The sequence below is a fragment of the Azospirillum agricola genome, from assembly GCF_017876095.1.
Classification (GTDB): domain Bacteria; phylum Pseudomonadota; class Alphaproteobacteria; order Azospirillales; family Azospirillaceae; genus Azospirillum; species Azospirillum agricola.
In genome coordinates this window covers 139,450-162,175 of record NZ_JAGINM010000013.1, presented here as the reverse complement: position 1 = coordinate 162,175, position 22,726 = coordinate 139,450, and the positions used below count along the sequence as shown (strand labels likewise).

The window sequence follows — 22,726 nt, the reverse complement described above, 5'->3', positions numbered from 1 at the left end:
AGAAAAGCAACGAACCCCGAAGAACATCTTCAATGTCAATGTCGATATCTGTCGGATCTCACGTCGCAATGTTACAGGGAAGACATTTAAGATCTGGAGGAAAAGCCCGGCCGGAGATTTACGTTATCATGGTCTCGCGAGCCAAGAGGCGCGAAACGGCGGCGCGAAGCGCGAGCGGGGCAATCGGCTTGTGCAGCAGGGGATAACCGGACAGGCGCGCCTCCCTCAGCCGCTTGGGATCGGTGTCGCCGGTCAGGATCATCCCCGGCACCGGCTGGCCGAGCGCCTGGACGATCTGGCGGATGGCGACGATGCCGTTCGCCGTTCCCTTCAACCGCAGGTCGGAGATGATCAGGTCGGGCGCCTGCGGCGCGGTCCCGAGCCGGTCGAGGGCGCTGTCGCAGGATTCGGCGGCGAGCACGGTGCATCCCCACTGGCCCAGCAGCGCCTCCAGGGCGGCGAGCACCATCGGATCGTCCTCGATCACCAGGACGCGGGTCCGGTCGAGGTCGGACGTGTCCGCGTCCATCCGGGGCGCCGGGCTGAAACTCCGCCCCACCCCCTCCCCGTCGGCGGCGCGGGGCACGGTGACGCTGAAGAGCGTGCCCCGCTTCTCGATGGACCGCACCTCCAGCGACAGGCCCAGCTTGCGGGCCAGCCCGCGCGCCAGGGTCAGGCCGAGGCCGAGCGCGCCATGCCCGTAGCCGCCCGGCCCGGCCAGTTCGGTGCGCAGGGCGTCGAGCTGGCGGGGCGCCAGCCCGCGTCCGGTGTCCCACACCTCGATGCGCAGGAAATCGCCGCGCGGCCGGCAACCGACCACCACCCGCCCCTGCGGCGTGTGGCGCAGCGCGTTGGCGACCAGCCCGTGCAACAGCCGCTCCAGCAACGAGCCGTCGGTGCGGACGACGCCCGAGCAGGGCATGACCGTGAAGCGCACCCCGCGCTCGGCGAAGCGAGGCGCCACGTCGAGCGCCAGCCGCATCAGCACGCCGTTGATCGCGTGGGGCCGGATGTCGGGTTCGATCAGCCCGGCCTCCAGCCGCGCCAGATCGAAATGCCCATCGACCATGCCGCGCATCGATTCCACCGCCTGCGCCATCGACCGCAGCAGATCGCGCGAGGCGCGATCCGCCGCCACCCGGCCGTCGAGCGTCCCGATCAGCAGCGACAAGGCGGCGAGCGGCTGCCGCAGATCGTGGCTCGCCGCGGCGAACAGCCGGCCCGACAGGTCGCCGGACGGCGGGGAAGCCGTCTGGCCGCCCCCCTGGCCGACCATGCGCAGGAAACCGCCGTCGGCCAGCGGACGGTCGACACACGCCAAGCCCTCGAACAGGGGGTCCAGATCCGCCAGCGCGGCGCCCGCAGCCAGACGGCCGCCGGCGCCCGGAAGCGCCGCGATGCCCGGCGTCCAGTTCCGCAGCCGGCCGGCGGCGTCGAACACCAGGGAATGGCCGGCGCCCGCCGGCCTGTTCGAGGCTTCCCCGCCGGCTTGGCCGGCATCGTTCTGGCTGCCGCTCTCGGTCACGGTCGCACCCTGTCCTTCTGCCGCCGAGTACTGAACAGTAGGAGTCGCCCAAGCCCCTGAGAAGCCATCCATTCGTTAGACCGGGCACAAAGGGGCGCCATTCCTGGCCTCCGGGATGCATACTATTTTATTAAATTATCCGGCAATCGCCTTTCCGTCAAAACCCTGTCGCAATTCGACAAATATTCGTACGCCTGCGCGAAACCCGCCTTTATCGATTCTTAGGAATGCTGCGCAACCATTCCCGGATGGATATTGGCGCGCAGGCATGGCTGAGGGGGCACCCTTCCGGCAACCGGGGCACCGGGAGCGGGATCGCCGACGCTCCGCCGCTTCTCGACTTGGCTTCCCTGTCGTCGCCCCTGCCGGCCGCGCTGCTCGCCCTGCTGCCCGACGCCGTCGCCGCCTTCGCGGCACTTCGCGACCCCGATGGGACGATCGCCGATTTCGAATGGCAAGCCGCCAACCCGGCGGCGGAATCCCTGTTCGGACAGGGGCCGCTCGCCGGCCTGCGTCTGCGCGCCGACGGGATGGACAACCACTGTCCGGGACTGTTCGCCGCGCTCGCCGCCGCGCTGGACGGGCCGCTGACCCGGACGCTCGACGCCTGCGCCGGTGCCCATCCCAGCGCCCATGCCGGTCCCGGCGCCGGAAAGGGCGACGGGCGGAACGCCCCGCCGCGCACCCGCTGGCGGCTGTCCGCCTCGCCCTTTCCCGGCGGGGTCTGCGCCACGCTGGCCGACCTCGGCCCCGGCGCCCCGTCGATGGCGGAAGCGCTGGCGGCGGCGCTGGAGCACAGCGCGGAAAGCTTCGCGCTGTTCGACTCCGCCGACCGTCTGGTCCACGCCACCAGCCGGCTGAAGCGCTTCCTGCCGGAACTGGCGGACCTGCTGGTTCCCGGCGTGCCGTTCGAGGCGCTGGTGCGCCGCGCCGCCCGGACCGACGCCGACCTGCCGTCCGACGCGGAGCGGGAACTGTGGGTCGAGGCCCGGCTGGCCCACCACCGCCGTTCGGACAAGCCCTTCACCCTGCGGGCGCGGGACGGGCGCTGCCTGCTGGTCAGCGAGCACGCGGTGCCGGACGACGGCGTCCTGGTGATCTACGCCGACGTCACGCCGATGAAGCGGAACGAGGAAAGCATCCGCATCCGCGAGGCCGAGGCCCGCGCCGCCCACCGCGAGGCCGAGCGGGCCAGCCGCGCCAAGAGCGAGTTCCTCGCCCAGATGAGCCACGAGCTGCGCACGCCGCTGAACGCCGTCCTGGGCTTCGCCGAGCTTCTGATGACGGAAACCTTCGGTCCGCTCGGCAACCCGCGCTATCTCAGCTACGCCACCGACATCCACGACAGCGGCACCCATCTGCTGGCGCTGATCAACGACATCCTCGACCTGTCGCGCATCGAGGCCGGACGGCTGCAATTGTCGGACGAGGGGGTGGACCTGCCCTTCGTGACCGCCCAGGTCCTGACGATGCTGCGCAAGACGGCGGCGGACAAGCGCATCGCGCTGACCACCGACATCGCCGGCGATCTGCCGATGCTGCTGGGCGACGCGCGGGCAACCCGCCAGATGCTGCTCAACCTGCTGTCCAACGCGGTGAAATTCACGCCGGATGGCGGGCAGGTGATGATGACGGCGGCGCTGATGCCGGACGGCGGCATCGGCGTCATGGTGGCCGACACCGGCGTCGGGATCGCCGCCGCCGATCTGTCCCGCGTGCTGGAGCCGTTCGAGCGCGCCGACGCCACCATCGCCCGCAACGTCGGCGAGGGCACCGGCCTCGGCCTGCCGATCGTCAAGCGCCTGATCGAGCTGCATGGCGGCCGGCTGGAGATGGCCAGCGAGCCGGGCGTCGGAACCTCGGCCGTGCTGACCTTCCCGGCGGCGCGCAGCCTGCCCCGCAGGCTGTGCCCGCCCCTGCCGGTCGCGGCACGCCCGGCCGGCTGACGCGTCACCGGCTGGCGCGCTCCATTTTTGCCCCTTGGCGGGACCGGCGGAAGCGGGCATTCTGCCGCGATGTTCCTGAACCGTTCCGGCAATCCCCACCCATGACCGACCTTGCGACCGGGATCGGCGCGACCGGGATCGGCGCGACCGGAATCGACGACGACGCCGGCTCGCCCGCCGGCGGCGCGGTGCCCATCTTCCGGGGCGTGCGCCGGGCGCTCGCCCAGCGCGGATTCGCCAGCCTGACCGAGTTCCGCCTCGCCTGCGGGCGGCGCGCCGACGTGCTGGCGATGGACGAATCCGGCACCGTCGTCATCGTCGAGGTGAAGAGCGGGGTGCCCGACTTCCGCTCCGACCAGAAATGGCCGGAATACCGGGAATGGTGCGACGCCTTCTATTTCGCGGTGGACGACGCCTTCCCGACCGAACTGATCCCCGAGGAGTGCGGCCTGATGGTCGCCGACGCCTATGGCGCCGAGGTGCTGCGCGAGGCGCCGCTCCTGAAGCTGGCCCCCGCCCGCCGCAAGACCCTGATCCTGCGCGCCGCCCTGGCCGGAGCCGGCCGGCTGCACCGCATCGAGGACCCGATGTTCGTCCAGGCGCCGCCCATCGTCTGAACGCCCATCGTCTGAACGCCATCGCCCGAAGGCTCATCGCGCCGCCTTCGCCATGTGTGAGCGTGCGCAGCATCCGTCCGATGCGCGCGGCGCGCGAAACGGCTAGACTGACGGCTCTGGTCCTGCCGGCTCCGGTTCCGGCGGCCCCGAAGACGGAGCGAGCATGCAAGCGAACGCAGCGACGGCCCTCCCTTCCCTGCGCATCCTGCTGGCGGAGGACGAGGTGGTGAACCGCATGGCGGCCACCGCCCTGCTGCGCCGGGCCGGCCACGCGGTGGTCGTGGTGGAGGACGGGCCGGCGGCCCTGTCGGCCGCGACCGACGGGACGGTCTTCGACCTCGTCCTGATGGATCTCCGCCTTCCCGGCCTCGACGGCGACGAGGTGGTGCGGCAACTGCGGGCCCGGCCGGCGGCCGCCGCGGCGGCGCCCCCGCGCATCCTGATGCTGACCGCCAGCGCCGCGCCGGACGGGCTGGAGCGCTGCCGGAGCTGCGGGGCCGACGGTGTCCTGACCAAGCCTCTGCGACTCGACGCCCTGGAGGCCGCCCTGCGCGACGGCACGGCGGACTCCCCCGCTCCGCAGGCCGGCGGCGGCGCGTTCGACGAAAGCGCCATCGGCCAGATGCGCGACCTGCTGCCCGCCGACCGCGTCGCCCTTCTGATCGGACGGACGGCGGCGACCCTGCGGGACTACCGCGTCAGCCTGGACGCCGCCTGGGCCACGGGCGACCGTGCGGCGGCCAGCATGATGGCGCACAAGCTGGCGGGGGTGTCGGGACAATATGGCTGCGTCGCCCTGCGCCGGGCCGCGCAGGCGTTGGAAGCGGCGGTGGAGCGCGGGGACGACCCAGCGGCGCTCGACGCGGCGTTGCGGACGCTCGACTCGGCCTACGGCCCGGCCCTGGCCTATCTGGACGCGCAGGCCGGCCGATAAGGGCGATGCCCGGTTACGACTTGTCGTTGGGCGAGACCGCGACGCAGCGGTGGCCGCTCTTGGTCAGCGTGGCGCAGGCCTGCCGCGCCGTCTTCTCGTCCAGACCGACCATGCGGGCGCGGTAGAGGGTGTCCTTGCCGTTCTTGACCTCGACCACCGCGTTGCGGGCGCCGCGCAGCAGGAACGGCGCCTGCTTGGAGGCCTGGGCCAGCGCCTTCTGGCCGGCGGCCCGCGTGGAGAAGGCACCGACCTGGATGCCCCACTTGTCGCCGCTCTTGCCCGCCCCGGAGGCGGCCGGGGCGACGGGCGCCGCCGACGGCGCGGAGGCCTTCTGCACCGCCGCCGCCGCCTTGCGGACCGGCAGCTTGCCCTTCACCACGGGTTCGTCGTCGTCGTCCCCCTCGGCCTCGGGCTGGCTCCTGGGACGCTCGACGCTGGCGATCTGCGGTCCGTCCTCGCGCCCGCGGTTGGGCTTGCCGAAGGCCTGGTCGAGCAACGCTTCCATCCGGTTGTCGCGCGACACCGCCGACTTGCCGCCCATCACCACCCCGACCAGCCGGCGCCCGTCGCGGGCGGCCGAGGCGGCGAGGTTGAAGCCCGAGGCGATCGTGTAGCCGGTCTTGATGCCGTCCATGCCCTCGTAACGGGACATCAGACGGTTGTGGTTGGGCTGCGGCCGGCCGCCATAGACGAAGCTGCGGCGGCTGAAATAGGGGTAGTATTTCGGGTGGTCGTCCAGCATCGCGCGCGACAGGATCGAGAAGTCGCGGGCGGTGGTCACCTGCTCCATGTTCGGCAGGCCGGACGCGTTGCGGAACACGGTGCGGCGCATGCCCAGCTCGCGCGCCTTGCGGGTCATCATCTCGGCGAAGCGGGTCTCGGTGCCGCCCAGCGCCTCGGCCAGCACGACGGCGGCGTCGTTGGCCGACTTGGTGACGAGGCCGAGGATGGCCGTCTCCACCCGCAGCGTCGAACCCGCGCGCAGGCCCAGCTTGGTCGGCGACATGCTCTCCGCCCAGGACGACACCGGCAGCGCCTGGTCCAGCGTCAGCCGCCCGTCGTCCAGCGCGTCGAAGGTCAGGTAGAGCGTCATCATCTTGGTCAGCGACGCCGGGTGGGTGATGGCGTCGGCGTCCTGCTCGTGCAGGACCTCGCCGGTGCGGGCGTCGACGACGATCGACGCCGCCTTGGCGGCCAACGCCTCCGTCGAGGTCAGCGCAGACGCCAGCAGGGTCCCCGAAAGAGCGGCGACGGCGAACAGGGTCCGCGTCAAACGCCTCGCGCTCCGCTCCCCCTCCGTCTCCACCGCACGAAAAGCGAATGGAAACAGTCCGGTACGAACGGTGCTGCGCGTTACTGTCATGATGGCCCCGCCAAAGGCTAATATTTGCCGCTTGGTTCAATGGTAAATTCGTGCCAAATCAGTGTCTAGCAGGAATTCGTTAATTTCTTGCTTTGGCTTTTCGGCCGGTCTGTGACCAAAATGGGGGGAGGACCCGGCCAGACGGGCTAAGCCTGGACCGGCGGAGCCCGGCCGGCGTTCCCGTTCCGGCGCCGCGGGACGACGCCGGCCGATCACGTATCAGACGCCGCTCAGGTGAGGCAAGAGACGATGAGCCGCACGCACAGCCGCTTCCGCCGCCATGGCCTCCCCGGCGTCCTCACCCGCCTCCCCGCCGGTCCGGCGGCCGCCCTGCTGGCCGGCGCGCTGGCGCTGGCCGGCTGCGCCGCCGTCGGCCCGGCCGACAACCCGGTCGCCCGCAAGCTGACCTGGTTCAGCTACCTGAACGGCGACGATCTGCGGGTCGCCTGCGGCAAGCCCGGCGCCGACCGTTTCCGCATGGTGTTCAACGCCGACTACAACCGGCACGTCCGCACCTACGACATCACCGGCGACCCGGCCGAGGACGGCGGCGGCGCCAAGGTCGAGGCCCGCGTGATCGAGGCGACCGACCTCGCCCGGCTGACGCCGCTCGATCCGCTGTCCGCCGCGCGCGGCCACACGGCGACGGTGCGGTTGAACCCGGACCAGTTCGCCAGCTTCATCGGCCGGCTGCGCGACACCGGCGCCTTCGATCCGCCGCCGGACGGGCTGCGCCTGTCCTCGAACGGGATCTACTGGCTGATCAACGGCTGCCGGGGCGGGCAATGGTTCTTCTCCGCCCATCCCTACCCGTCGGGCCGCTTCACGGACGTGCGCTTCCTGGAGCCGATGCGGGCGCTGGACGGCACCGGCATCCCCTCCCTGCCCCCGTTGCCCGCCCTGCCGAGCCCGGCGGACGCGCCGCGCGGCCTGCCCCCCGCCGGGGAGCGGGCGGAGGGCGGCGTCCATTTCGAGGTGGAGGTGGCCGACGGCGGCCTCGTCGGGCCGACCCGCCCCTTCGGGGCCTGGCTCGACGGGCCGCTCGCCAACCTGTTCAGACGCTGAGGCCGCCGGTCAGACCTTTTCCTCGCCGTGCACGCGCAGGACATCGGGGACCAGCGTCTCGACCCAGGGGCCGTCCGGCATGCGGCGGGCCAGTTCGGTGATGTTGCGGTTCCACCACTGGCGCTGCTCGCCGAGATCGTCGTAGTCGTAGTTCGACTGGCGCCAGGTCCGCTGCTCGGCGTGGTAGGACACCATGTCGATGGGGAAGCCGACGTCGTTGGTCGAGAAGCGCGTGCTGTCGAAGGACAGGTAGGCCAGCTTCAGCGCCGTCTGCATGTCGGTGTTGTAGGACAGCGCGCGGTCGAGGATCGGCTTGCCGTAGGCGGTGGCGCCGATCGACAGGTAGGGCGTGCGCTCGTCCACCTCGATCCAGTTGCCCTCCGGATAGACCAGGAACATGTAGGGCTCGCGGTCCTCGGCGAGCTGCCCGCCGATGATGGCGTGCAGGTTGAAATGCAGCTTGGACGCCTCCAGCGACTCCCGGTCCTCGGCCGCGACCTGCCGCAGGCAGGCGGTGAAGGCCGACACCGCGTCGAGCATGGTCGGGTAGCATTCGCCCCGGCGCTTGCCCATGTCGCGGCGCAGATAGGCCAGAGTCTTGTCGCGCACGCTGCGCAGGCCGGAGTTCATGATGAAGAAGCGGTCGCCGCCGCTGCCCATCATCGTCACCTTGCGGGCCGACGAGAGCTGGGAACCGCTGGTGATGCGGCCGTCCGACAGGCCGATGAGCCCGTCGCGTGTCTTGATGCCGAGGCAGTAGGTCATGGGAGCGTCCCGGTTGAGCGGCCTGGGTGGAGGATTCTGTCTTTAGGATGCGGCGCTTCGACGCGCCGCTTCTGACCATTGGCCGAAGCGCGTTTTGCGCATGGCGACGCTACACTTGTCGCATATCCGGTAAAGCCTTCGTTAAGGAATAAAGGCAGGGCGACCCGGAGGACGGGGGGTTTCCCGCGCGACGGGAATTGTGCATCGCATCCAAGCGCCCCTTGACTCCCGCCGCCTGCTCGCATAGTTTGCTCATATTGCAGTGCAGCATTTCCTGGGCCTCACGTTGGTTCAGGGATTTGAAAAACCGCTGCCGGCAGGCTTCGCGACCCGCTTCCTGCGGCCGGAGCCACACCCCGGAACCGCGGGGCCGGCATCAGCCCAGGAAGGAACGCGCGTCATGACCAAGTTTTCGCCGAAGTCCATCGAGACCGTCACCGCCCAGGCCAAGGAGCAGTACGAGGGCTTCGTGAAGGCCGGGCAGGAGCAGACCGTCAAGCAGTTCGAGCAGACCGCCACGGTCGCCAAGGAGCAGTTCGACAAGGCCGCCAGCCAGTTGCTGAAGAGCTACGAGGACATCCAGGCCGCCAACAAGGCGACCGTCGCCGCCCTGGTCGAGAGCGGGAGCATCGCCGCCAAGGGCGCCGAGGATCTGAGCCGCGAGTTCGTCGCCTACAGCCAGTCGGCGCTCGACAAGTCGATCACCACCGGCAAGGCCCTGCTGACCGCCAAGAGCCTGCAAGAGGTGGTCGAGCTGCAAAACAGCTTCTTCAAGTCCAGCTTCGATTCGCTGGTCGCCGAGGCCAGCCGCATCCAGGAACTGTCGGTGAAGGTCACCAACGAGGCGCTGGCCCCGTTGAACGCCCGCGTGACCGCCACCGTCGAGACCCTCTCCAAGCCGCTCGCCGCCTGACATCCTGGCAGGTGACTGGCAGCGCCCGAGCGGCCCGCAAGGCCCGGCGACCATCCCCATGGTCGCCGGGCCTTGTCCGTTCGAGTCATCCCTTCCGCGTGCGGGAGGGGCACCCGGAAGAGGCGCCCACTCGCCTTTAGATTTTTGTGCAGCGCAAAAAATTCTCTTTGACAAGCACCGGCCACCTGCCTTAATAATAGGCTATGTTGCATTGCAGCATATCTCGGGCGCCCGCCCTCAACCGGGGTCCGAGGGACTCAACCCACTCCGCGCCCGGTTGCCGCATCGTCGGGGCCGCGCGGTTGACCCCTGAGAGAGCGCGAGGAGCATAGCCATGTCCGACAAGTTCGCCGCCGCCACCAAGACCATCGAAGACGCCGTCTCGACCGCCAAGCAGAATCTGGAAGGCCTCGTCAAGGCCCAGCAGGAGCAGGTCGAGAAGGCCTCGGCCAAGATCCTGAAGAGCTACGACGATCTGTCCACCCTGACCAAGGGCAACGTCGACGCCGTCGTGAAGTCCGGCACCATCGTCGCCAAGGGCGCCGAGGAGGCCGGCAAGCAGGTCGCCGCCTTCACCCAGTCCTCGCTGGAGAAGAGCGTGTCGACCGGCAAGGCCCTGCTGGCCGTCAAGACCATCCAGGAACTGGTCGAGTTGCAGAACGCCTACGCCAAGGCCAGCTTCGACGCCTTCGTCGCCGAGACCACCAAGCTCCAGGAGCTGTCGGTCAAGATCGCCAACGAGGCGCTGGCGCCGCTGAGCGAGCGTGTCAACCTGACGGTCGGCACCCTCTCCAAGCCGGCCGCCGCCTGAACGTCGTCCGCGAAGCTTCCGTTCGGGAACAGCCCGGCAGCCCTCACGGGTTGCCGGGTTTTTTCTTTTCCACCCAACCGCGCATGCACCGCCTGCGGCACCCGCACAAGGGATTAGGGCTTCCGGCAATTGTGCGCCGCCCCTCTCCGTTGTCTCCTATTCGGAGGTACGACGGGGATCGCCGCTTCGAAGGAGGCTCTCCCAAATGGAGAGCATCCGCAAACGGCCCCTTCCCTCGGCGCCCGGATTGCCCATATCATCCTTATAGACAGTGCATCGCGATGACATTTGATTGAGACCATGGCCGATTCCGACAAGCACGGCAACGAGGGCACCAACAGCGGCGTGGTCATCAAGACCAAGCCGAAGACCAAGAAGCCGTCGATGTACAAGGTCTTGATGCTGAACGACGACTACACTCCGATGGAGTTCGTCGTTCTGGTACTCGAACGCTTCTTCAGCAAATCGCGGGAGGAAGCGACCATGATCATGCTGCATGTACACCGGCGGGGTGTGGGGTTGTGCGGCGTGTTCACCTACGAGGTGGCGGAGACGAAAGTCACGCAGGTGATGGACTTCGCGCGCCAGCACCAGCACCCGCTGCAATGCACGCTAGAGAAGGATTAGACCCACACATGCTGTCGCGTAACCTGGAACAGACGCTGCACAGAGCCCTGGCCCACGCGAACGAGCGCAGGCATGAATACGCGACGCTCGAACATCTGCTTCTCGCGTTGACCGAAGACTCCGATGCTACCGCCGTCTTGCGCGCCTGCGGGATCGATTTGGACCGCCTGCGCGCCGAACTGTCGGATTACCTCGACAACGAACTTGCGAACCTTATCACGAACAGGCCCGATGATGCCAAGCCGACGGCTGGTTTCCAGCGGGTGCTGCAACGTGCGGCCATCCACGTCCAGTCGTCGGGGCGTGAGGAGGTGACGGGAGCAAATGTGCTCGTCGCCCTGTTCTCTGAACGCGAGAGCCACGCGGTCTACTTCCTGCAAGAGCAGGAGATGACCCGGTTCGACGCGGTGAACTACATCTCACACGGAATCGCGAAGGCTCCGGGCCGCTCGGAAACAAAGCGTGTCTCGGGCGCTGACGACGAGGCGGCGGCGGAGAAGGTCGTGAAAAAAGGCAGTGAGGCACTCGAGGCTTATTGCGTAAACCTGAACAAGAAGGCCGCCGGCGGGAAGATCGATCCGCTGATCGGGCGGGAGCAGGAGGTCGAGCGGACCATCCAGATCCTGTGCCGGCGCTCGAAGAACAACCCGCTCTACGTCGGCGATCCCGGTGTCGGCAAGACCGCCATCGCCGAGGGGCTGGCCCGCCGCATCGTCCAGAGCGAGGTGCCGGAGGTTCTGCGCAACGCCACCATCTTCGCGCTCGACATGGGCTCGCTGCTGGCCGGCACGCGCTACCGCGGCGACTTCGAGGAACGGCTGAAGGCCGTCGTCTCCGAGCTTGAGGCGACCGAGGGCGCGGTCCTGTTCATCGACGAGATCCACACGGTGATCGGCGCCGGCGCCACCTCGGGCGGCGCCATGGACGCCTCGAACCTGCTGAAGCCGGCGCTTGCCTCGGGCTCGCTGCGCTGCATCGGCTCGACCACCTACAAGGAATACCGCAGCTACTTCGAGAAGGACCGCGCGCTGGTCCGCCGCTTCCAGAAGATCGACGTCAACGAGCCGTCGGTCGAGGACGCGATCAAGATTCTCCAGGGCCTCAAGCCCTATTACGAGAAGCATCACAAGGTCAGCTACACCAACGACGCCATCCGCTCGGCGGTGGAGCTGTCGGCCAAGTACATCGGCGACCGCAAGCTGCCCGACAAGGCGATCGACATCATCGACGAGGTCGGCGCCGCGCAGATGCTGCTGCCGGAGAACAAGCGCCGCAAGAAGATCGGCGTCAAGGACGTGGAGGCGGTGGTCGCCAAGATCGCCCGCATCCCGCCGAAGTCGGTCAGCCGCGACGACAAGGAGACGCTGCTCAACCTTGAACGCGACCTGAAGACCATGGTCTTCGGCCAGAACAAGGCGATCGACAATCTGGTCTCGGCGATCAAGCTGGCGAGAGCCGGCCTGCGCGAGCCGGAGAAGCCGATCGGCAACTACCTGTTCACCGGCCCGACCGGCGTCGGCAAGACCGAGGTGGCCCGCCAGCTCGCCATGACGCTCGGCATCGAGCTGACCCGCTTCGACATGTCGGAGTACATGGAGCGGCACACGGTGTCGCGCCTGATCGGCGCCCCGCCGGGCTATGTCGGCTTCGACCAGGGCGGCATGCTGACCGACGCCATCGACCAGCACCCGCACTGCGTGCTGCTGCTCGACGAGATCGAGAAGGCCCACCCGGATCTGTTCAACATCCTGTTGCAGATCATGGACCATGGGAAGCTGACCGACCACAACGGCAAGATCGTCGACTTCCGCAACGTCATCCTGATCATGACGTCGAACGCCGGCGCGTCGGACATGGCGAAGCCCGCCATCGGCTTCGAGCGCGAGCGCCGGGTCGGCGAGGACGTCGAGGCGGTGGAGAAGCTGTTCACGCCGGAGTTCCGCAACCGGCTGGACGCGATCATCCCCTTCGCCCCGCTGACGCAGGAGGTCATCAACCGCGTCGTCGACAAGTTCATCATGCAGATGGAAGCGCAGTTGGAAGACCGCGGCGTGTCCATCGAACTGAACGACGAAGCGCGCGAGTGGCTGGGCAAGAAGGGTTACGACCCGCTCTACGGCGCCCGTCCGCTCGGCCGGGTGATCCAGGAGTACCTGAAGAAGCCGCTGGCCGAGGAGCTTCTGTTCGGCAAGCTCAGCAAGGGCGGCCTCGTCAAGGTCACGGTGCAGGACGACAAGCCGCACTTCGAGTACGCCGAGGGCAACCGTCCCAAGCGGACCTCGGGCGACGACGACGAGGAAGGGTTGGTCAACGAGATGGCCGAGTAAGTCCGGCCGGATCGCCAAGCTGACGAAAAGGGGGCCCTTGTGGCCCCCTTTTTCTTTGCCCGGCAAGCTGTCCGGACTGGTGTCTTTCGCACCGCACACCGGATGAGCGGCGTTTCCCCCTCCCATCCACCTGCGCTATGGTCGCGGCATGACCGACCCGACCCTGCCCCTCGCCGTCGATACGCCCGCCGCCCCGGCCGCGTTTCCCACGGCCGACGCCCTGCGCATCGCCTTCGCCTGCGCGGACACCGAGGAGGCTCGGACCGCGCGCAACCGGCTGGTCCACCGCTATGGCAACGCGCCGCTGGCCGAGGCCGACGCCATCGTCGCGCTGGGGGGCGACGGCTTCCTGCTGGAGACCCTGCACCGGGCGCTCGCGCTCAACCGGACGCAGCCGGTCCCGGTCTATGGGATGAATCGCGGCTCGGTCGGCTTCCTGCTGAACGCCTACCGCGAGGACGATCTGGCGGAGCGGGTCGCCGCGTCGCAGCATGTGCAACTCCACCCGCTGCGCATGGTCGCCACCCGCGTGAACGGCGAGCGGGTCGAGGCGCTGGGAATCAACGAGGTGTCGCTGCTGCGCGAGACGCGGCAGGCCGCCAAGCTGCGCATCACGGTGGACGGGGTGGTCCGGCTGCCGGAACTGATCTGCGACGGCGCCCTGGTGGCGACCCCGGCCGGCAGCACCGCCTACAACCTGTCGGCGCACGGTCCCATCGTGCCGATGGGGGCCGGGGTGCTGGCGCTGACGCCGATCAGCGCCTTCCGCCCCCGGCGCTGGCGCGGCGCGCTGCTGCCGCACACCGCGACGATCACCTTCGACATCCACGAGGAAGGCAAGCGCCCGGTCAGCGCCGTCGCCGACTTCACCGAGGTGCGCGAGGTCCTGCGGGTGGAGGTCAAGGAGTGCCGCGAGGTGTCCCTGACCCTGCTGTTCGACCAGGAACTGAACTTCGAGGAACGCATCCTGAAGGAGCAGTTCGCGCCGTGACGATGCCGCCCTCTCCCGGTGCGGGAGAGGGCCCATCCCCCTTCCCTACCTCCTCCAGGCGATCAGCCGCCGCGCGGCCTCGGCGATGGTCGACTCCGAACCGGCGAAGCTGAAGCGCAGGAAGCGACGGCCGCGCGCCGGGTCGAAGTCGATGCCCGGCGTGCAGGCGATCCCGGTTTCCTCCAGGATGCGCTTGGCGAAGGCCTCGCTGTCGTCGGTCATGTCCGACACGTCGGCGTAGATGTAGAAGGCGCCGTCGGCCGGAGCGAGCTTGGTGAAGCCGGCCTTGGGCAGTTCCTCCAGCAGCAGCGCGCGGTTGCGGGCGTAGCGGGCGATGTGGCCCTCCAGCTCCTCGGTGCTGTCGAAGGCCGCCACCGCCGACACCTGGCTCAGCGTCGGCGCCGAGATGAACAGATTCTGCGCCAGACACTCGACCGAGCGGATCAGGTCGTCCGGCACCACCATCCAGCCGAGCCGCCAGCCGGTCATCGAGAAGTATTTCGAGAAGCTGTTGACCACCAGCGCCTGCTCGTTCACCTCGGCGGCGGTGACCGCGTCGGTGCCGTAGGTCAGGCCGTGGTAGATCTCGTCCGACACCATGCGCACGCCGTTGGCCTTGCACCAGTCGGACAGCGCGGTCAGTTCCTTGCGGCTCAGCATCGTGCCGGTCGGGTTGGCCGGGCTGGCGACGATCAGCCCCTGCACCGGGCGGTCGAGCCGCTCCAGCAGCTCCACCGTCGGCTGGAAGCGGTGCTCCGGCCCGGTCGGCAGTTCGACCGGCTCGACGCCGATGGCGGTCAGGGTGTGGCGGTAGGCCGGGTAGCTCGGCGAGGCCATCGCCACCCGGTCGCCCGGATCGAAGGCGGCGAGGAAGCCGAGCTGGAACGCCCCCGAGGACCCGGTGGTCACCACCACCCGCCCCTCCGGCACGGCGACTCCGTAACGATCCTTGTACCACTTGGCGATGGCCGCGCGCAGCGGCGGGATGCCCAGCGCGCCGGTGTAGCCCAGCGGATCGGCGCCGACCACGGCGGTCGCCGCCGCCTCCACCACGCGGCGCGGCGCGCCGGTGGAGGGCTGGCCGACCTCCATGTGCAGGACCTCCAGCCCGGCGGCTTCCCGCTCGGCGGCGGCGCGCATCACCTCCATCACGAAGAAGGGGGGAATGGCGCCGCGCTTGGACACTTTCGGCTGTTTGCTCATGATGCTCTGTCTTTTGAAGCTGTGTTGGGACGGGCGTCGAGCCCTCACTCGCGCGGGCGTTCGGTTTCCACCGTCACCGCCAGACCGCCGCCGCGCGGGTCGGTCGCCGGCTGGCAGGCGCGCAGGCCTGTCTCGGTCGACACCTGGCAGGCGACGAAATTCACCCGGCCGGGGCCGGACACCGGGATGGATTCGGCGGTCTGCCACTCCAGCGCCGCCGGCATGGCGACCGACAGCAGGGCCGCCGGGCCGGCCGCCGGGCCGTCGTTGCCGGCCGCCTCCCCCACCCCGGCGAACAGGGTGCGGCCGACGATGGCGTTGGTCACCAGACCCGGCGCGCCGAAGCCGCCGCTCGTCACCGCCTGCGCTCCCAGCAGGCCGGTGCCGGGAATGCCGCGCCCGGTGCCGAAGGGCGCGCCCTGGGTCAGCGCGCAGGCGATGCCGTTCTGGTCCTGGTCGATCACCATCAGGCCGGCACCGGGAACGGCGCTGCCGCTGCCGGTGGCGCCCAGCGCCGTCGCGACGCGGGCGGCGCGCTGGGCCGGCGGCAGATCGGCCGCGGCGTTCCACGCCTGGACCAGCGCCGCGCCCGACTCGGGAAGGTCGGTGTCGGCGAACTGCATCGACACGATGCCGAGCGGCACCGACCGCGTTCCGGCCACGCGCGGCTGGTAGGCGCGCAGGGCCGCCGGGTCGAGCCCGAGCCCCTGGGCGACCGTCGCCGCCAGCGGGCCGCCGTAGAAGGCGCCGACGCCGTTGCGGCGGATGACCGACAGCGTGCCGGCCAGCTCCGGCTGGCTGATCGCCGTTCCCACCGCCGGGACCGCGCCGTTGGGAAGGAAGCGGCGGCGCATCTCCGAATCGGCCGGCAAGCGGCTGCCGAACGCGCCCAGATCCTGCACCAGCGCACGGCTGACACCGGGCGAGAACTGCGCGAGCTGCTCCGCCGGGGCCACCAGCTGTTCCCAGCGCTGGACGCCCAGCGACGCCTGCACGATGTAGAGGCCGCGCAGCAGGCCGGGCATCGCCGCTCCGCCGGTGCCGGCGGCACGCGGCAGGAAATCGACGGTCCGCGCCTCCTTCTTCGCGGCGTCGAAGGTCACGCAGACGCCGCCGCCGGTCAGCCCGACGCGCGACGGCAGGCTGGCCGCCAGCGCCAGCCCCATGGCGGCGGCGGCGTCGCCGGCCCGTCCGCCCTGCGCCAGCACCTCGCGCCCGATGGAGGCCGCGCGCGGTTCGGAGGCGGCGGCGAAACTCTGGATCAGGGCGTCGGTCTTGAACTTGGTGTTGACGCAGCCCGGCAGCAGTGATGCTGCTATGGCAATCGCGCCCCACCGTCGCCAGATTCGTTGGCGAGACTGCCGGCGCGGACGCGCGGGGGTCCGTTCAGAAGAGCCGGAGGTCGTCACGGTGCGCAAGCCCAGCAGGCTGGTTTCGGTCGTCGCCATCGTTTCCGTGTTGGTCGTGTCGCTGGTGTGGGGAGCGCCGCCGGCGGCGGCGCAGCGCCGGTCGGAGATGCAGATTCTCAGCGACGCCGAGACGGAACATATCATCCGCAAGATGGCCCGGCCAATCTTCCAGGCCGCCGGGATCGACCCCGACGCGGTGTCCATCCTGCTGGTCAACGATCCCTCCCTGAACGCCTTCGTCGCCGGCGGCCAGAACATCTTCCTGCACACCGGCCTGATCCAGAGCATCGACGACGTCGGCCAGCTGCTGGGCGTCATCGCCCACGAGACCGGCCACATCTCCGGCGGCCATCTGGTGCGCGGCGCCGACGCGATGGAGAACGCCTTCCTGTCCTCGCTGATCGGCATGGGACTCGGCATCGTCGGCGGCGTCGCCTCGCGCAACGCCGGGGCCGGGGCCGCCGGCGTCATGCTGGGCCAGCATCTGGCCGAACGCAACCTGCTGTCCTTCTCGCGCAGCCAGGAGGCGTCGGCCGACCAGGCCGGCCTGTCCTTCCTGGAACAGTCGGGCATGTCGGCGAACGGCATGCTGACCTTCCTGGAAAAGCTGGGGGTCGGCGAGCCGCTGCTGAACGACCGCGACGCCGGCTACCGCCTGACCCACCCGCTGACCCGCGAGCGCGTCGAGGCGGTGCGCGCCTTCGTCGAGCGCTCCCGCTACGCCAGAACGCCGACCCCGGCCACGATGAACGACGATTTCCGCCGCATCCAGGCCAAGCTGAACGGCTATCTCGACCCGGCCGGAACGCTGCGGCGCTACAAGGCCGACGACCGCTCGGTGGTGGCCCGCTACGGCCGCGCCTACGCCTATTTCCGCCAGGGCGACGTGAAGCAGGCGGGTCCGCTGGTCGATGGGCTGATCGCCGAGGATCCGCGCAACCCCTACCTGCACGAGATGAAGGGCGACCTGATGTTGCAGACCGGCCGCGCGCCGGAAGCGGTGGCGCCCTACCGCAAGGCGATCGAGCTGGCGGGGGTGGAGGCCGGGACGATCCGCGTCTCCCTCGCCCACTCCCTGCTGGAGCAGCACGACCCCCGGCTGGCCGACGAGGCGCTGAAGAACCTACAGATCGCCTCCAAGTCCCAGGCGCAGTCGGCCTTCCTGTGGCGGCTGACCGCGCAGGCCTGGAGCATGAAGAACAACCCCGGCATGCTGGCCTACGCGACGGCGGAGGAGGCCCTGGCGCGCGGCGACCTGCCGATGGCCAAGGCCAACGCGGAGCGCGCGGAAAAGCTGCTGCCCGCCGGCTCGCCCGGCTGGCTGCGCGCCCAGGACATCCGTGGGCAGACCGGCGGCCGGGACAAGCCGAACTGACCCACCCGGTCCCGTCACCCGCCCAGCCGCGTCCGATAGGGGCTTGTCCCGCCCCGATTGTCGGTCCAGTGTGACAGCCTTCCCGTTCTCCGGAGACCCTTCACCATGCCGCTGTTCCGTTCCGCCCTGCTCGCCCTGCCCGTCATGGCGATGGCCTTCTCGCCCGCGGCGATGGCGCAATCGCAGCCGGCGGCCATGGACGACGCCCAGCGCACCGCCATCGAGACCGTGGTGCGCGACTATCTGATGAAGAATCCGGAGATCATCCTCCAGGCCGTCGAGGCGCTCCAGCAGCGCGAGAAGCTGGCCGAAGCCGAGCGCGCCAAGAAGGCGCTGGCCGACAACCAGAAGGCTCTGACCCGCAACCCCGCCGATCCGGTCGCCGGCAACCCGCAGGGCGACGTCACGGTGGTCGAGTTCTTCGACTACCAGTGCGGCTACTGCAAGGCGGTGCAGGCCGACACCGAGCGCCTGATCAAGGACGACCCCAAGCTGCGCTTCGTCTTCAAGGAACTGCCGATCCTCGGGCCGGCGTCGGTGATCGCCTCGAAGGCGGCGCTGGCGGCGCGCGCGCAGGGCAAGTACCTGGAGTTCCACAACGCGCTGATGGCCCAGCGCGGCCAGCTCGACGAGGACGTCGTCCTGCGCCTCGCCAAGTCGGTCGGGCTCGACACCGACCGGCTGAAGAAGGACATGGAGAGCCGCGAGGTCCTGTCGGTCATCGCCGCCAACCAGGCCCTGGCCGAGCAGCTCGGCATCCGCGGCACGCCGGGCTTCGTCTTCGGCGACGAGCTGGTGCCCGGCGCCATCAAGCTCGACGACATGAAGCGTCTGGTCGCCGCCGCGCGCGCCAAGAGCTGAGGGGCTGACCGTTCCATGACCGAAACCACCCCCGCCACCCCCTCGATCGTCGTCTTCGACATCGGGCAGGTGCTGATCGAATGGGATCCCCGCCACCTCTACCGCGAGCTGTTCGACGGGTACGAGGATCTGATGGAGGATTTCCTCGACACCGTCTGCACCCCGGCCTGGAACCTGGAGCAGGACCGTGGCCGCCCCTGGGCCGACGCGGTCGCCCTGCTGACCGCCGAGCGTCCCGACTGCGCCGAGCTGATCCGCGCCTACGACGAGCAGTGGGAGCGCATGGTCCCCGGCCCGATCCCCGGCACGCCGGAGATCCTGGCGGCGCTGAAGGACCGCGGCGTGCCGGTCTACGCCATCACCAACTTCTCGGCCGACAAGTTCGTGCTGGCCTGCCGGCGCTTCGACTTCCTCAACGGCTTCGACGGGATCATCGTTTCGGGCACGGAACGCCTCGTCAAACCGGATCCGGCGATCTTCCGGCTGCTGCTGGACCGTTACGGACTCGACGCGAAGGAGTGCTTCTTCATCGACGACAGCGCGGCGAATGTCGAAACCGCCCGCGCGGTCGGCATGACGGCGCATCACTTCGCCGGCGCCGAGGCCCTGCGCCGCGATCTGGAGGGCTTCGGGCTGCTCTGAGCCATGGCTGGACGAAGACGGGACGGGGCGTTTCGCGCTTGCCTGGAAACGCCCCGCGTCTATGGTGGGGCCGCTTCCGGAACCGCAAGACCGAAACGCCGACGCCATGCCCGACACCGCCCCGCCCGTCTTCACCCACCGGGAAATCCTGCGCATCTTCAGCGGGGTGGCGCTCGCCATGCTGATGGCGGCGATGGACCAGACCATCGTCGCCACCGCCCTGCCGACCATGGCCGGCCAGTTCGGCGGGCTCGACCTGCTGCCCTGGGTGGTCACCGCCTATCTGCTGGCCTCGACCGCGACGACGCCGATCTACGGCAAGCTCTCGGACCTCTACGGCCGCAAGCGGGTGCTGCAAACCGCCATCCTGCTGTTCCTGGCCGGCTCGGTGCTGTGCGCGGCGGCGCAGAGCATGACCCAGATGATCGTCTTCCGCGGGCTCCAGGGGCTCGGCGGCGGCGGGCTGATGTCGCTGGCCTTCACCATCATCGGCGACGTCGTCGCCCCGCGCGAGCGCGGACGCTACCAGGGGCTGATCGGCGGAGTCTTCGCGCTGGCCAGTGTCGCCGGGCCGCTGATCGGCGGGGTCTTCACCGAAACCATCGGCTGGCACTGGATCTTCCTGATCAACCTGCCGCTGGGGGCGGCGGCGCTGGTGATGACCCACCGGGCGCTGGATCGCCTGCCGGCCGGACGCACCAGGCCGACCATCGACATCGCCGGGGCGGCGCTGCTGGCCGGGGCGGTGACCAGCCTGCTGGTGGTGGCAACGCGCGGCGGCAGCCCCGGCATGGGCTGGACCTCGCCGCTGTGCCTGGGTCTGGCGGCGCTGGGCGGGGCACTGCTGATCCTCTTCCTGTGGCACGAGCGGCGGACCGAGGAGCCGATCCTGCCGCTGCACCTGTTCCGCCTGCCGGTGGTCGCGGTCGCCAACCCGGTGGTCGCCGTGTCGGCGATGGTGCTGTTCGCCGGCATCGTCTTCCTGCCGCTGCACCTGCAACTGGTGCGCGACGCCAGCGCCACCGCGTCCGGCCTGCTGCTGCTGCCGCTGGTGCTCGGGATGACGCTGGGCGCCGTCGGCGGCGGACGGCTGATCGCCAGGACCGGGCGCTACAAGGTGTTTCCGCTGGTCGGGCTGCCGCTGGCCGGCGCGATGTATCTGCTGCTGGCGCTGATGCCGGGGATCGCCGCCGACGGGCTGTGGTCGATCCTGACCCTGGTGCCGCTCGGCATGGGTCTGGGGCTGGTCATGCCGGTGATGACCGTCGCGGTGCAGAACGCGGTGGCCCAGCGCGACCTGGGGGCGGCGACCGCCTCGGTCGGTTTCTTCCGCTCGCTCGGCGGGTCGATCGGCGTCGCGGTGTTCGGCGCGGTCTTCCACGCCGCCGTGTCGGACCGGCTGGAGGGCGCCGGCCTGTCCGGGCGCGCGGTGCTGGAGCATGGAGCCGCCGCCTTGAACGGCCTGCCGGAGACGGCGCGGGCCGGGGTGGTGGCGACGCTGGAGCAGGGCTTCTCCGCGCTGTTCCTGCTGGCCGCCGCGCTGGCGGTGGTGTCCTTCGCGCTGACGCTGTTCCTGAAGGAGCTGCCGCTGCGCTCCGCCGCCAGGCCGGGGGCGAAGGCCCCACGGACCGAAGCCGCCTGAGCCCGGGCCGCGTCAGCTCTTGTCCGGGTCGGGGAAGTGGCGCTCCTCGCCCAGCTTGTCCTCGATGTAGAGCATGTTGACCAGAACAAGCGCGACGACGGCCAGCGGCGTCGCCAGGAACATGCCCATCAGCCCGAACAGCACGCCTCCGGCGGCGATGGCGCCGATGGTGACGACCGGCGGCAGATCGACCACGCTCTTCTGAAGCAGCGGCGTGATCAGGTTCCCTTCCACCTGCTGGATCACCAGATAGAGACCGGCGACCCACAACGCGTCGTTCGGCGACTGGGCGAAGGCGATCAGGATCGCCGGCACCGCCGCCAGGAAGGGGCCGACCAGCGGCACGAACTCCAGCAACCCGGCCACCATGCCGAGCGCCGGCGCCGCCGGGATGCCGAGCAGCCACAGGCCGAGCGTCGTCATGGCGCCGACCGAGGCCATCGCAGCCAACTGCCCGATCAGCCATTTCCACAGCGCGTCGCCGGTGACGTCCAGCACCTCGCGGGCACGGTCGTGGCCGCGCGGCGGCACCAGCAGGACCACGCCCCGCCGGTAGACTCCCGGCGAGGCCGCCAGATAGATCGCCGCGAACAGCACGACGATGGCGTCGCCGACGACATAGGCAAGGCCGGTGGCGAGGCTCTGCAAGCGGCTCATCCACGGCCATTGCTTGCCCTGCTCGGCGATCTGGTCGTGGACGGGCGCCGGCAGCTGCTTCACGGCGTTGGTGATCTGGTCGCGAAGCTGGTCGACCTGCGCCGCGACCGACTGGCCGAGCAGCCAGACGCCGCCGCCGACCAGCGCCACCAGCAGCACCAGCACGAGGGCCAGCCCCCAGCCTTGCGACAGGCCGGTGAAGCGCGTCACCAGCCCGGCCAGACGTTGGAGCAGGATGGCGAACAGCACGCCGGTGAAGATCAGCAGCAGCGCGTCGGAGATCCGCCAGAGGAACAGGGCCAGGGCGGCGACCCCGGCGACGATCAGGACCTTCCAGGTGAAGACCGCCAACTCCCCTCGCCCCGCGCGGGCCGTCCCGTCCATCCCTCGTCCTCCGACCCGTGAGACCGGAAAGGCAACGCGGCGGAACGCGAAGGGTTGCGTGGGAGACGGCTAGGCCGTCAGCGGTACTCCGAACTTCGGAATGGCAAGCGCGATTCCGTGTCCCATATCAGGATGGACGCCAAGGAGTCATTCTCGCTGATGTCGCCTTCAAGCCCGCCGCAAGGCGGGCTTTTTTTTGGATCAACGCCCGGGTTCAGCGCGCGGCGTTGCAGCGCTGGAAGCACTGACGGAGCTGATAGCCGCAATTGTCCGACGGGGTGAAGGGGGTGCCGGCGTCCGGGCGCTCCAGACCGCTCTGGGTGCGGGCCGCGACCGAATCCATGCAGACATTGTGGCTGCGCTCGCACTGCTGGCGGCAGGAGCCGCCGTCGCTGGCGTCGCCGTCCAGGCGCAGGGACTGGTCGTCCGGCGCCGGGGTGCTGCGCGGCAGCGTCTGGGTCTGCTGGACGGGCGCCGCCGTCGACGCGGCGCGCGGCTGCGGACGGTCGGCGCAGGCCGACAGGGCGATCAGCGCGAGGACGGCCAGCGGGGCGAAGATGCGGTTCGAGCGGAACATTGAGGCGACAGCTCCTATTGTTCTTGTTACGAAGAGGCCGCCCGGCATGGCGGATTGCCACACCCACTGGACCATCCCCGGTTCGGTCCCCA

The 22,726-nt window shown here is 69.7% G+C and carries 20 protein-coding genes; 13 read left to right on the top strand and 7 right to left on the bottom strand.

Annotated features, from left to right (window positions below; all coding sequences use genetic code 11):
- Positions 1-118 precede the first annotated feature (118 nt).
- A complete protein-coding gene (locus J2847_RS20110; protein WP_325169450.1) occupies positions 119-1,525 on the bottom strand; it encodes a hybrid sensor histidine kinase/response regulator in 1,407 nt (468 codons plus the stop codon).
- A gap of 227 nt (positions 1,526-1,752) precedes the next feature.
- Between J2847_RS20110 and J2847_RS20105 the strand changes: the two genes are divergently transcribed.
- The 3 genes from J2847_RS20105 (at position 1,753) to J2847_RS20095 (ending at position 5,022) form a co-directional block, all read left to right on the top strand.
- Entirely contained in the window at positions 1,753-3,471 is a 1,719-nt protein-coding gene (locus J2847_RS20105) for a sensor histidine kinase (protein WP_233474651.1), read from the top strand.
- A 101-nt stretch (positions 3,472-3,572) separates the two neighbouring features.
- Positions 3,573-4,088, top strand: a complete 516-nt coding sequence (locus tag J2847_RS20100) for an MmcB family DNA repair protein (RefSeq protein ID WP_209780613.1) — start codon at positions 3,573-3,575, stop codon at positions 4,086-4,088.
- Between the two features lie 163 nt (positions 4,089-4,251).
- A complete protein-coding gene (locus J2847_RS20095) occupies positions 4,252-5,022 on the top strand; it encodes a response regulator (protein ID WP_233474650.1) in 771 nt (256 codons plus the stop codon).
- 13 nt (positions 5,023-5,035) lie between these two features.
- Here the strand turns inward: J2847_RS20095 and J2847_RS20090 are convergent, their stop codons facing one another.
- Entirely contained in the window at positions 5,036-6,295 is a 1,260-nt protein-coding gene (locus tag J2847_RS20090) for a D-alanyl-D-alanine carboxypeptidase (RefSeq protein ID WP_233474649.1), read from the bottom strand.
- Between the two features lie 339 nt (positions 6,296-6,634).
- On the opposite strand from J2847_RS20090, the gene J2847_RS20085 reads away from it, so the two are divergent.
- Positions 6,635-7,450, top strand: coding sequence for a hypothetical protein (locus J2847_RS20085; protein ID WP_233474648.1), 816 nt, complete (start codon positions 6,635-6,637; stop codon positions 7,448-7,450).
- A 9-nt stretch (positions 7,451-7,459) separates the two neighbouring features.
- Here J2847_RS20085 and J2847_RS20080 read toward each other — a convergent pair whose 3' ends face one another.
- Positions 7,460-8,215 (bottom strand): peptidase, encoded by a 756-nt coding sequence (locus J2847_RS20080; RefSeq protein WP_209780611.1) that lies wholly within the window; start codon positions 8,213-8,215, stop codon positions 7,460-7,462.
- Between the two features lie 400 nt (positions 8,216-8,615).
- Here J2847_RS20080 and J2847_RS20075 point away from each other — a divergent pair, with 400 nt between their 5' ends.
- The 5 genes from J2847_RS20075 to J2847_RS20055 all read left to right on the top strand — a co-directional run bounded on the left by J2847_RS20075 (position 8,616) and on the right by J2847_RS20055 (position 13,884).
- Entirely contained in the window at positions 8,616-9,128 is a 513-nt protein-coding gene (locus J2847_RS20075) for a phasin family protein (protein ID WP_209780610.1), read from the top strand.
- Positions 9,129-9,462: 334 nt separating this feature from the next.
- A complete protein-coding gene (locus J2847_RS20070; protein ID WP_085554720.1) occupies positions 9,463-9,939 on the top strand; it encodes a phasin family protein in 477 nt (158 codons plus the stop codon).
- A 300-nt stretch (positions 9,940-10,239) separates the two neighbouring features.
- A complete protein-coding gene (clpS, locus tag J2847_RS20065) occupies positions 10,240-10,566 on the top strand; it encodes an ATP-dependent Clp protease adapter ClpS (RefSeq protein ID WP_085554721.1) in 327 nt (108 codons plus the stop codon).
- Positions 10,567-10,574: 8 nt separating this feature from the next.
- Entirely contained in the window at positions 10,575-12,893 is a 2,319-nt protein-coding gene (clpA, locus tag J2847_RS20060) for an ATP-dependent Clp protease ATP-binding subunit ClpA (protein WP_209780609.1), read from the top strand.
- A 148-nt stretch (positions 12,894-13,041) separates the two neighbouring features.
- Positions 13,042-13,884 (top strand): NAD kinase, encoded by an 843-nt coding sequence (locus J2847_RS20055; RefSeq protein WP_209780608.1) that lies wholly within the window; start codon positions 13,042-13,044, stop codon positions 13,882-13,884.
- 45 nt (positions 13,885-13,929) lie between these two features.
- Here J2847_RS20055 and J2847_RS20050 read toward each other — a convergent pair whose 3' ends face one another.
- On the bottom strand, positions 13,930-15,087 hold the full coding sequence (locus J2847_RS20050; protein WP_209780607.1) for a pyridoxal phosphate-dependent aminotransferase: 1,158 nt from the start codon (positions 15,085-15,087) through the stop codon (positions 13,930-13,932).
- Positions 15,088-15,131: 44 nt separating this feature from the next.
- Entirely contained in the window at positions 15,132-16,535 is a 1,404-nt protein-coding gene (locus J2847_RS20045) for a gamma-glutamyltransferase (RefSeq protein ID WP_233474647.1), read from the bottom strand.
- Between J2847_RS20045 and J2847_RS20040 the strand changes: the two genes are divergently transcribed.
- The 4 genes from J2847_RS20040 to J2847_RS20025 all read left to right on the top strand — a co-directional run bounded on the left by J2847_RS20040 (position 16,498) and on the right by J2847_RS20025 (position 21,016).
- On the top strand, positions 16,498-17,871 hold the full coding sequence (locus J2847_RS20040) for a M48 family metalloprotease (RefSeq protein ID WP_325169449.1): 1,374 nt from the start codon (positions 16,498-16,500) through the stop codon (positions 17,869-17,871). The genes J2847_RS20045 and J2847_RS20040 overlap by 38 nt on opposite strands.
- Positions 17,872-17,976: 105 nt before the next feature.
- On the top strand, positions 17,977-18,732 hold the full coding sequence (locus tag J2847_RS20035; protein ID WP_209780605.1) for a DsbA family protein: 756 nt from the start codon (positions 17,977-17,979) through the stop codon (positions 18,730-18,732).
- A gap of 15 nt (positions 18,733-18,747) precedes the next feature.
- Positions 18,748-19,374: an HAD family hydrolase gene (locus tag J2847_RS20030; protein WP_209780604.1), complete on the top strand. Its 627-nt coding sequence runs from the start codon at positions 18,748-18,750 to the stop codon at positions 19,372-19,374.
- A 106-nt stretch (positions 19,375-19,480) separates the two neighbouring features.
- Positions 19,481-21,016, top strand: coding sequence for an MDR family MFS transporter (locus J2847_RS20025; RefSeq protein WP_209780603.1), 1,536 nt, complete (start codon positions 19,481-19,483; stop codon positions 21,014-21,016).
- A 12-nt stretch (positions 21,017-21,028) separates the two neighbouring features.
- Here J2847_RS20025 and J2847_RS20020 read toward each other — a convergent pair whose 3' ends face one another.
- Together J2847_RS20020 and J2847_RS20015 are read right to left on the bottom strand one after the other, a co-directional pair.
- A complete protein-coding gene (locus J2847_RS20020; protein WP_209780602.1) occupies positions 21,029-22,057 on the bottom strand; it encodes an AI-2E family transporter in 1,029 nt (342 codons plus the stop codon).
- Between the two features lie 214 nt (positions 22,058-22,271).
- Positions 22,272-22,634: a hypothetical protein gene (locus J2847_RS20015; RefSeq protein WP_085554729.1), complete on the bottom strand. Its 363-nt coding sequence runs from the start codon at positions 22,632-22,634 to the stop codon at positions 22,272-22,274.
- Positions 22,635-22,726 lie beyond the last annotated feature (92 nt).

Bases quoted from the DNA above. Each gene is read 5' to 3' on its own strand.
- J2847_RS20035 (WP_209780605.1), top strand. From the start codon at position 17,977: ATGCCGCTGTTCCGTTCCGCCCTGCTCGCCCTGCCCGTCATGGCGATG.
- J2847_RS20045 (WP_233474647.1), bottom strand. From the start codon at position 16,535: ATGGCGACGACCGAAACCAGCCTGCTGGGCTTGCGCACCGTGACGACC.
- J2847_RS20105 (WP_233474651.1), top strand. From the start codon at position 1,753: ATGCTGCGCAACCATTCCCGGATGGATATTGGCGCGCAGGCATGGCTG.
- J2847_RS20050 (WP_209780607.1), bottom strand. From the start codon at position 15,087: ATGAGCAAACAGCCGAAAGTGTCCAAGCGCGGCGCCATTCCCCCCTTC.
- J2847_RS20020 (WP_209780602.1), bottom strand. From the start codon at position 22,057: ATGGACGGGACGGCCCGCGCGGGGCGAGGGGAGTTGGCGGTCTTCACC.
- J2847_RS20030 (WP_209780604.1), top strand. From the start codon at position 18,748: ATGACCGAAACCACCCCCGCCACCCCCTCGATCGTCGTCTTCGACATC.
- J2847_RS20055 (WP_209780608.1), top strand. From the start codon at position 13,042: ATGACCGACCCGACCCTGCCCCTCGCCGTCGATACGCCCGCCGCCCCG.
- J2847_RS20015 (WP_085554729.1), bottom strand. From the start codon at position 22,634: ATGTTCCGCTCGAACCGCATCTTCGCCCCGCTGGCCGTCCTCGCGCTG.
- J2847_RS20075 (WP_209780610.1), top strand. From the start codon at position 8,616: ATGACCAAGTTTTCGCCGAAGTCCATCGAGACCGTCACCGCCCAGGCC.
- clpA (WP_209780609.1), top strand. From the start codon at position 10,575: ATGCTGTCGCGTAACCTGGAACAGACGCTGCACAGAGCCCTGGCCCAC.
- J2847_RS20080 (WP_209780611.1), bottom strand. From the start codon at position 8,215: ATGACCTACTGCCTCGGCATCAAGACACGCGACGGGCTCATCGGCCTG.
- J2847_RS20100 (WP_209780613.1), top strand. From the start codon at position 3,573: ATGACCGACCTTGCGACCGGGATCGGCGCGACCGGGATCGGCGCGACC.
- J2847_RS20085 (WP_233474648.1), top strand. From the start codon at position 6,635: ATGAGCCGCACGCACAGCCGCTTCCGCCGCCATGGCCTCCCCGGCGTC.
- J2847_RS20025 (WP_209780603.1), top strand. From the start codon at position 19,481: ATGCCCGACACCGCCCCGCCCGTCTTCACCCACCGGGAAATCCTGCGC.
- clpS (WP_085554721.1), top strand. From the start codon at position 10,240: ATGGCCGATTCCGACAAGCACGGCAACGAGGGCACCAACAGCGGCGTG.
- J2847_RS20070 (WP_085554720.1), top strand. From the start codon at position 9,463: ATGTCCGACAAGTTCGCCGCCGCCACCAAGACCATCGAAGACGCCGTC.
- J2847_RS20095 (WP_233474650.1), top strand. From the start codon at position 4,252: ATGCAAGCGAACGCAGCGACGGCCCTCCCTTCCCTGCGCATCCTGCTG.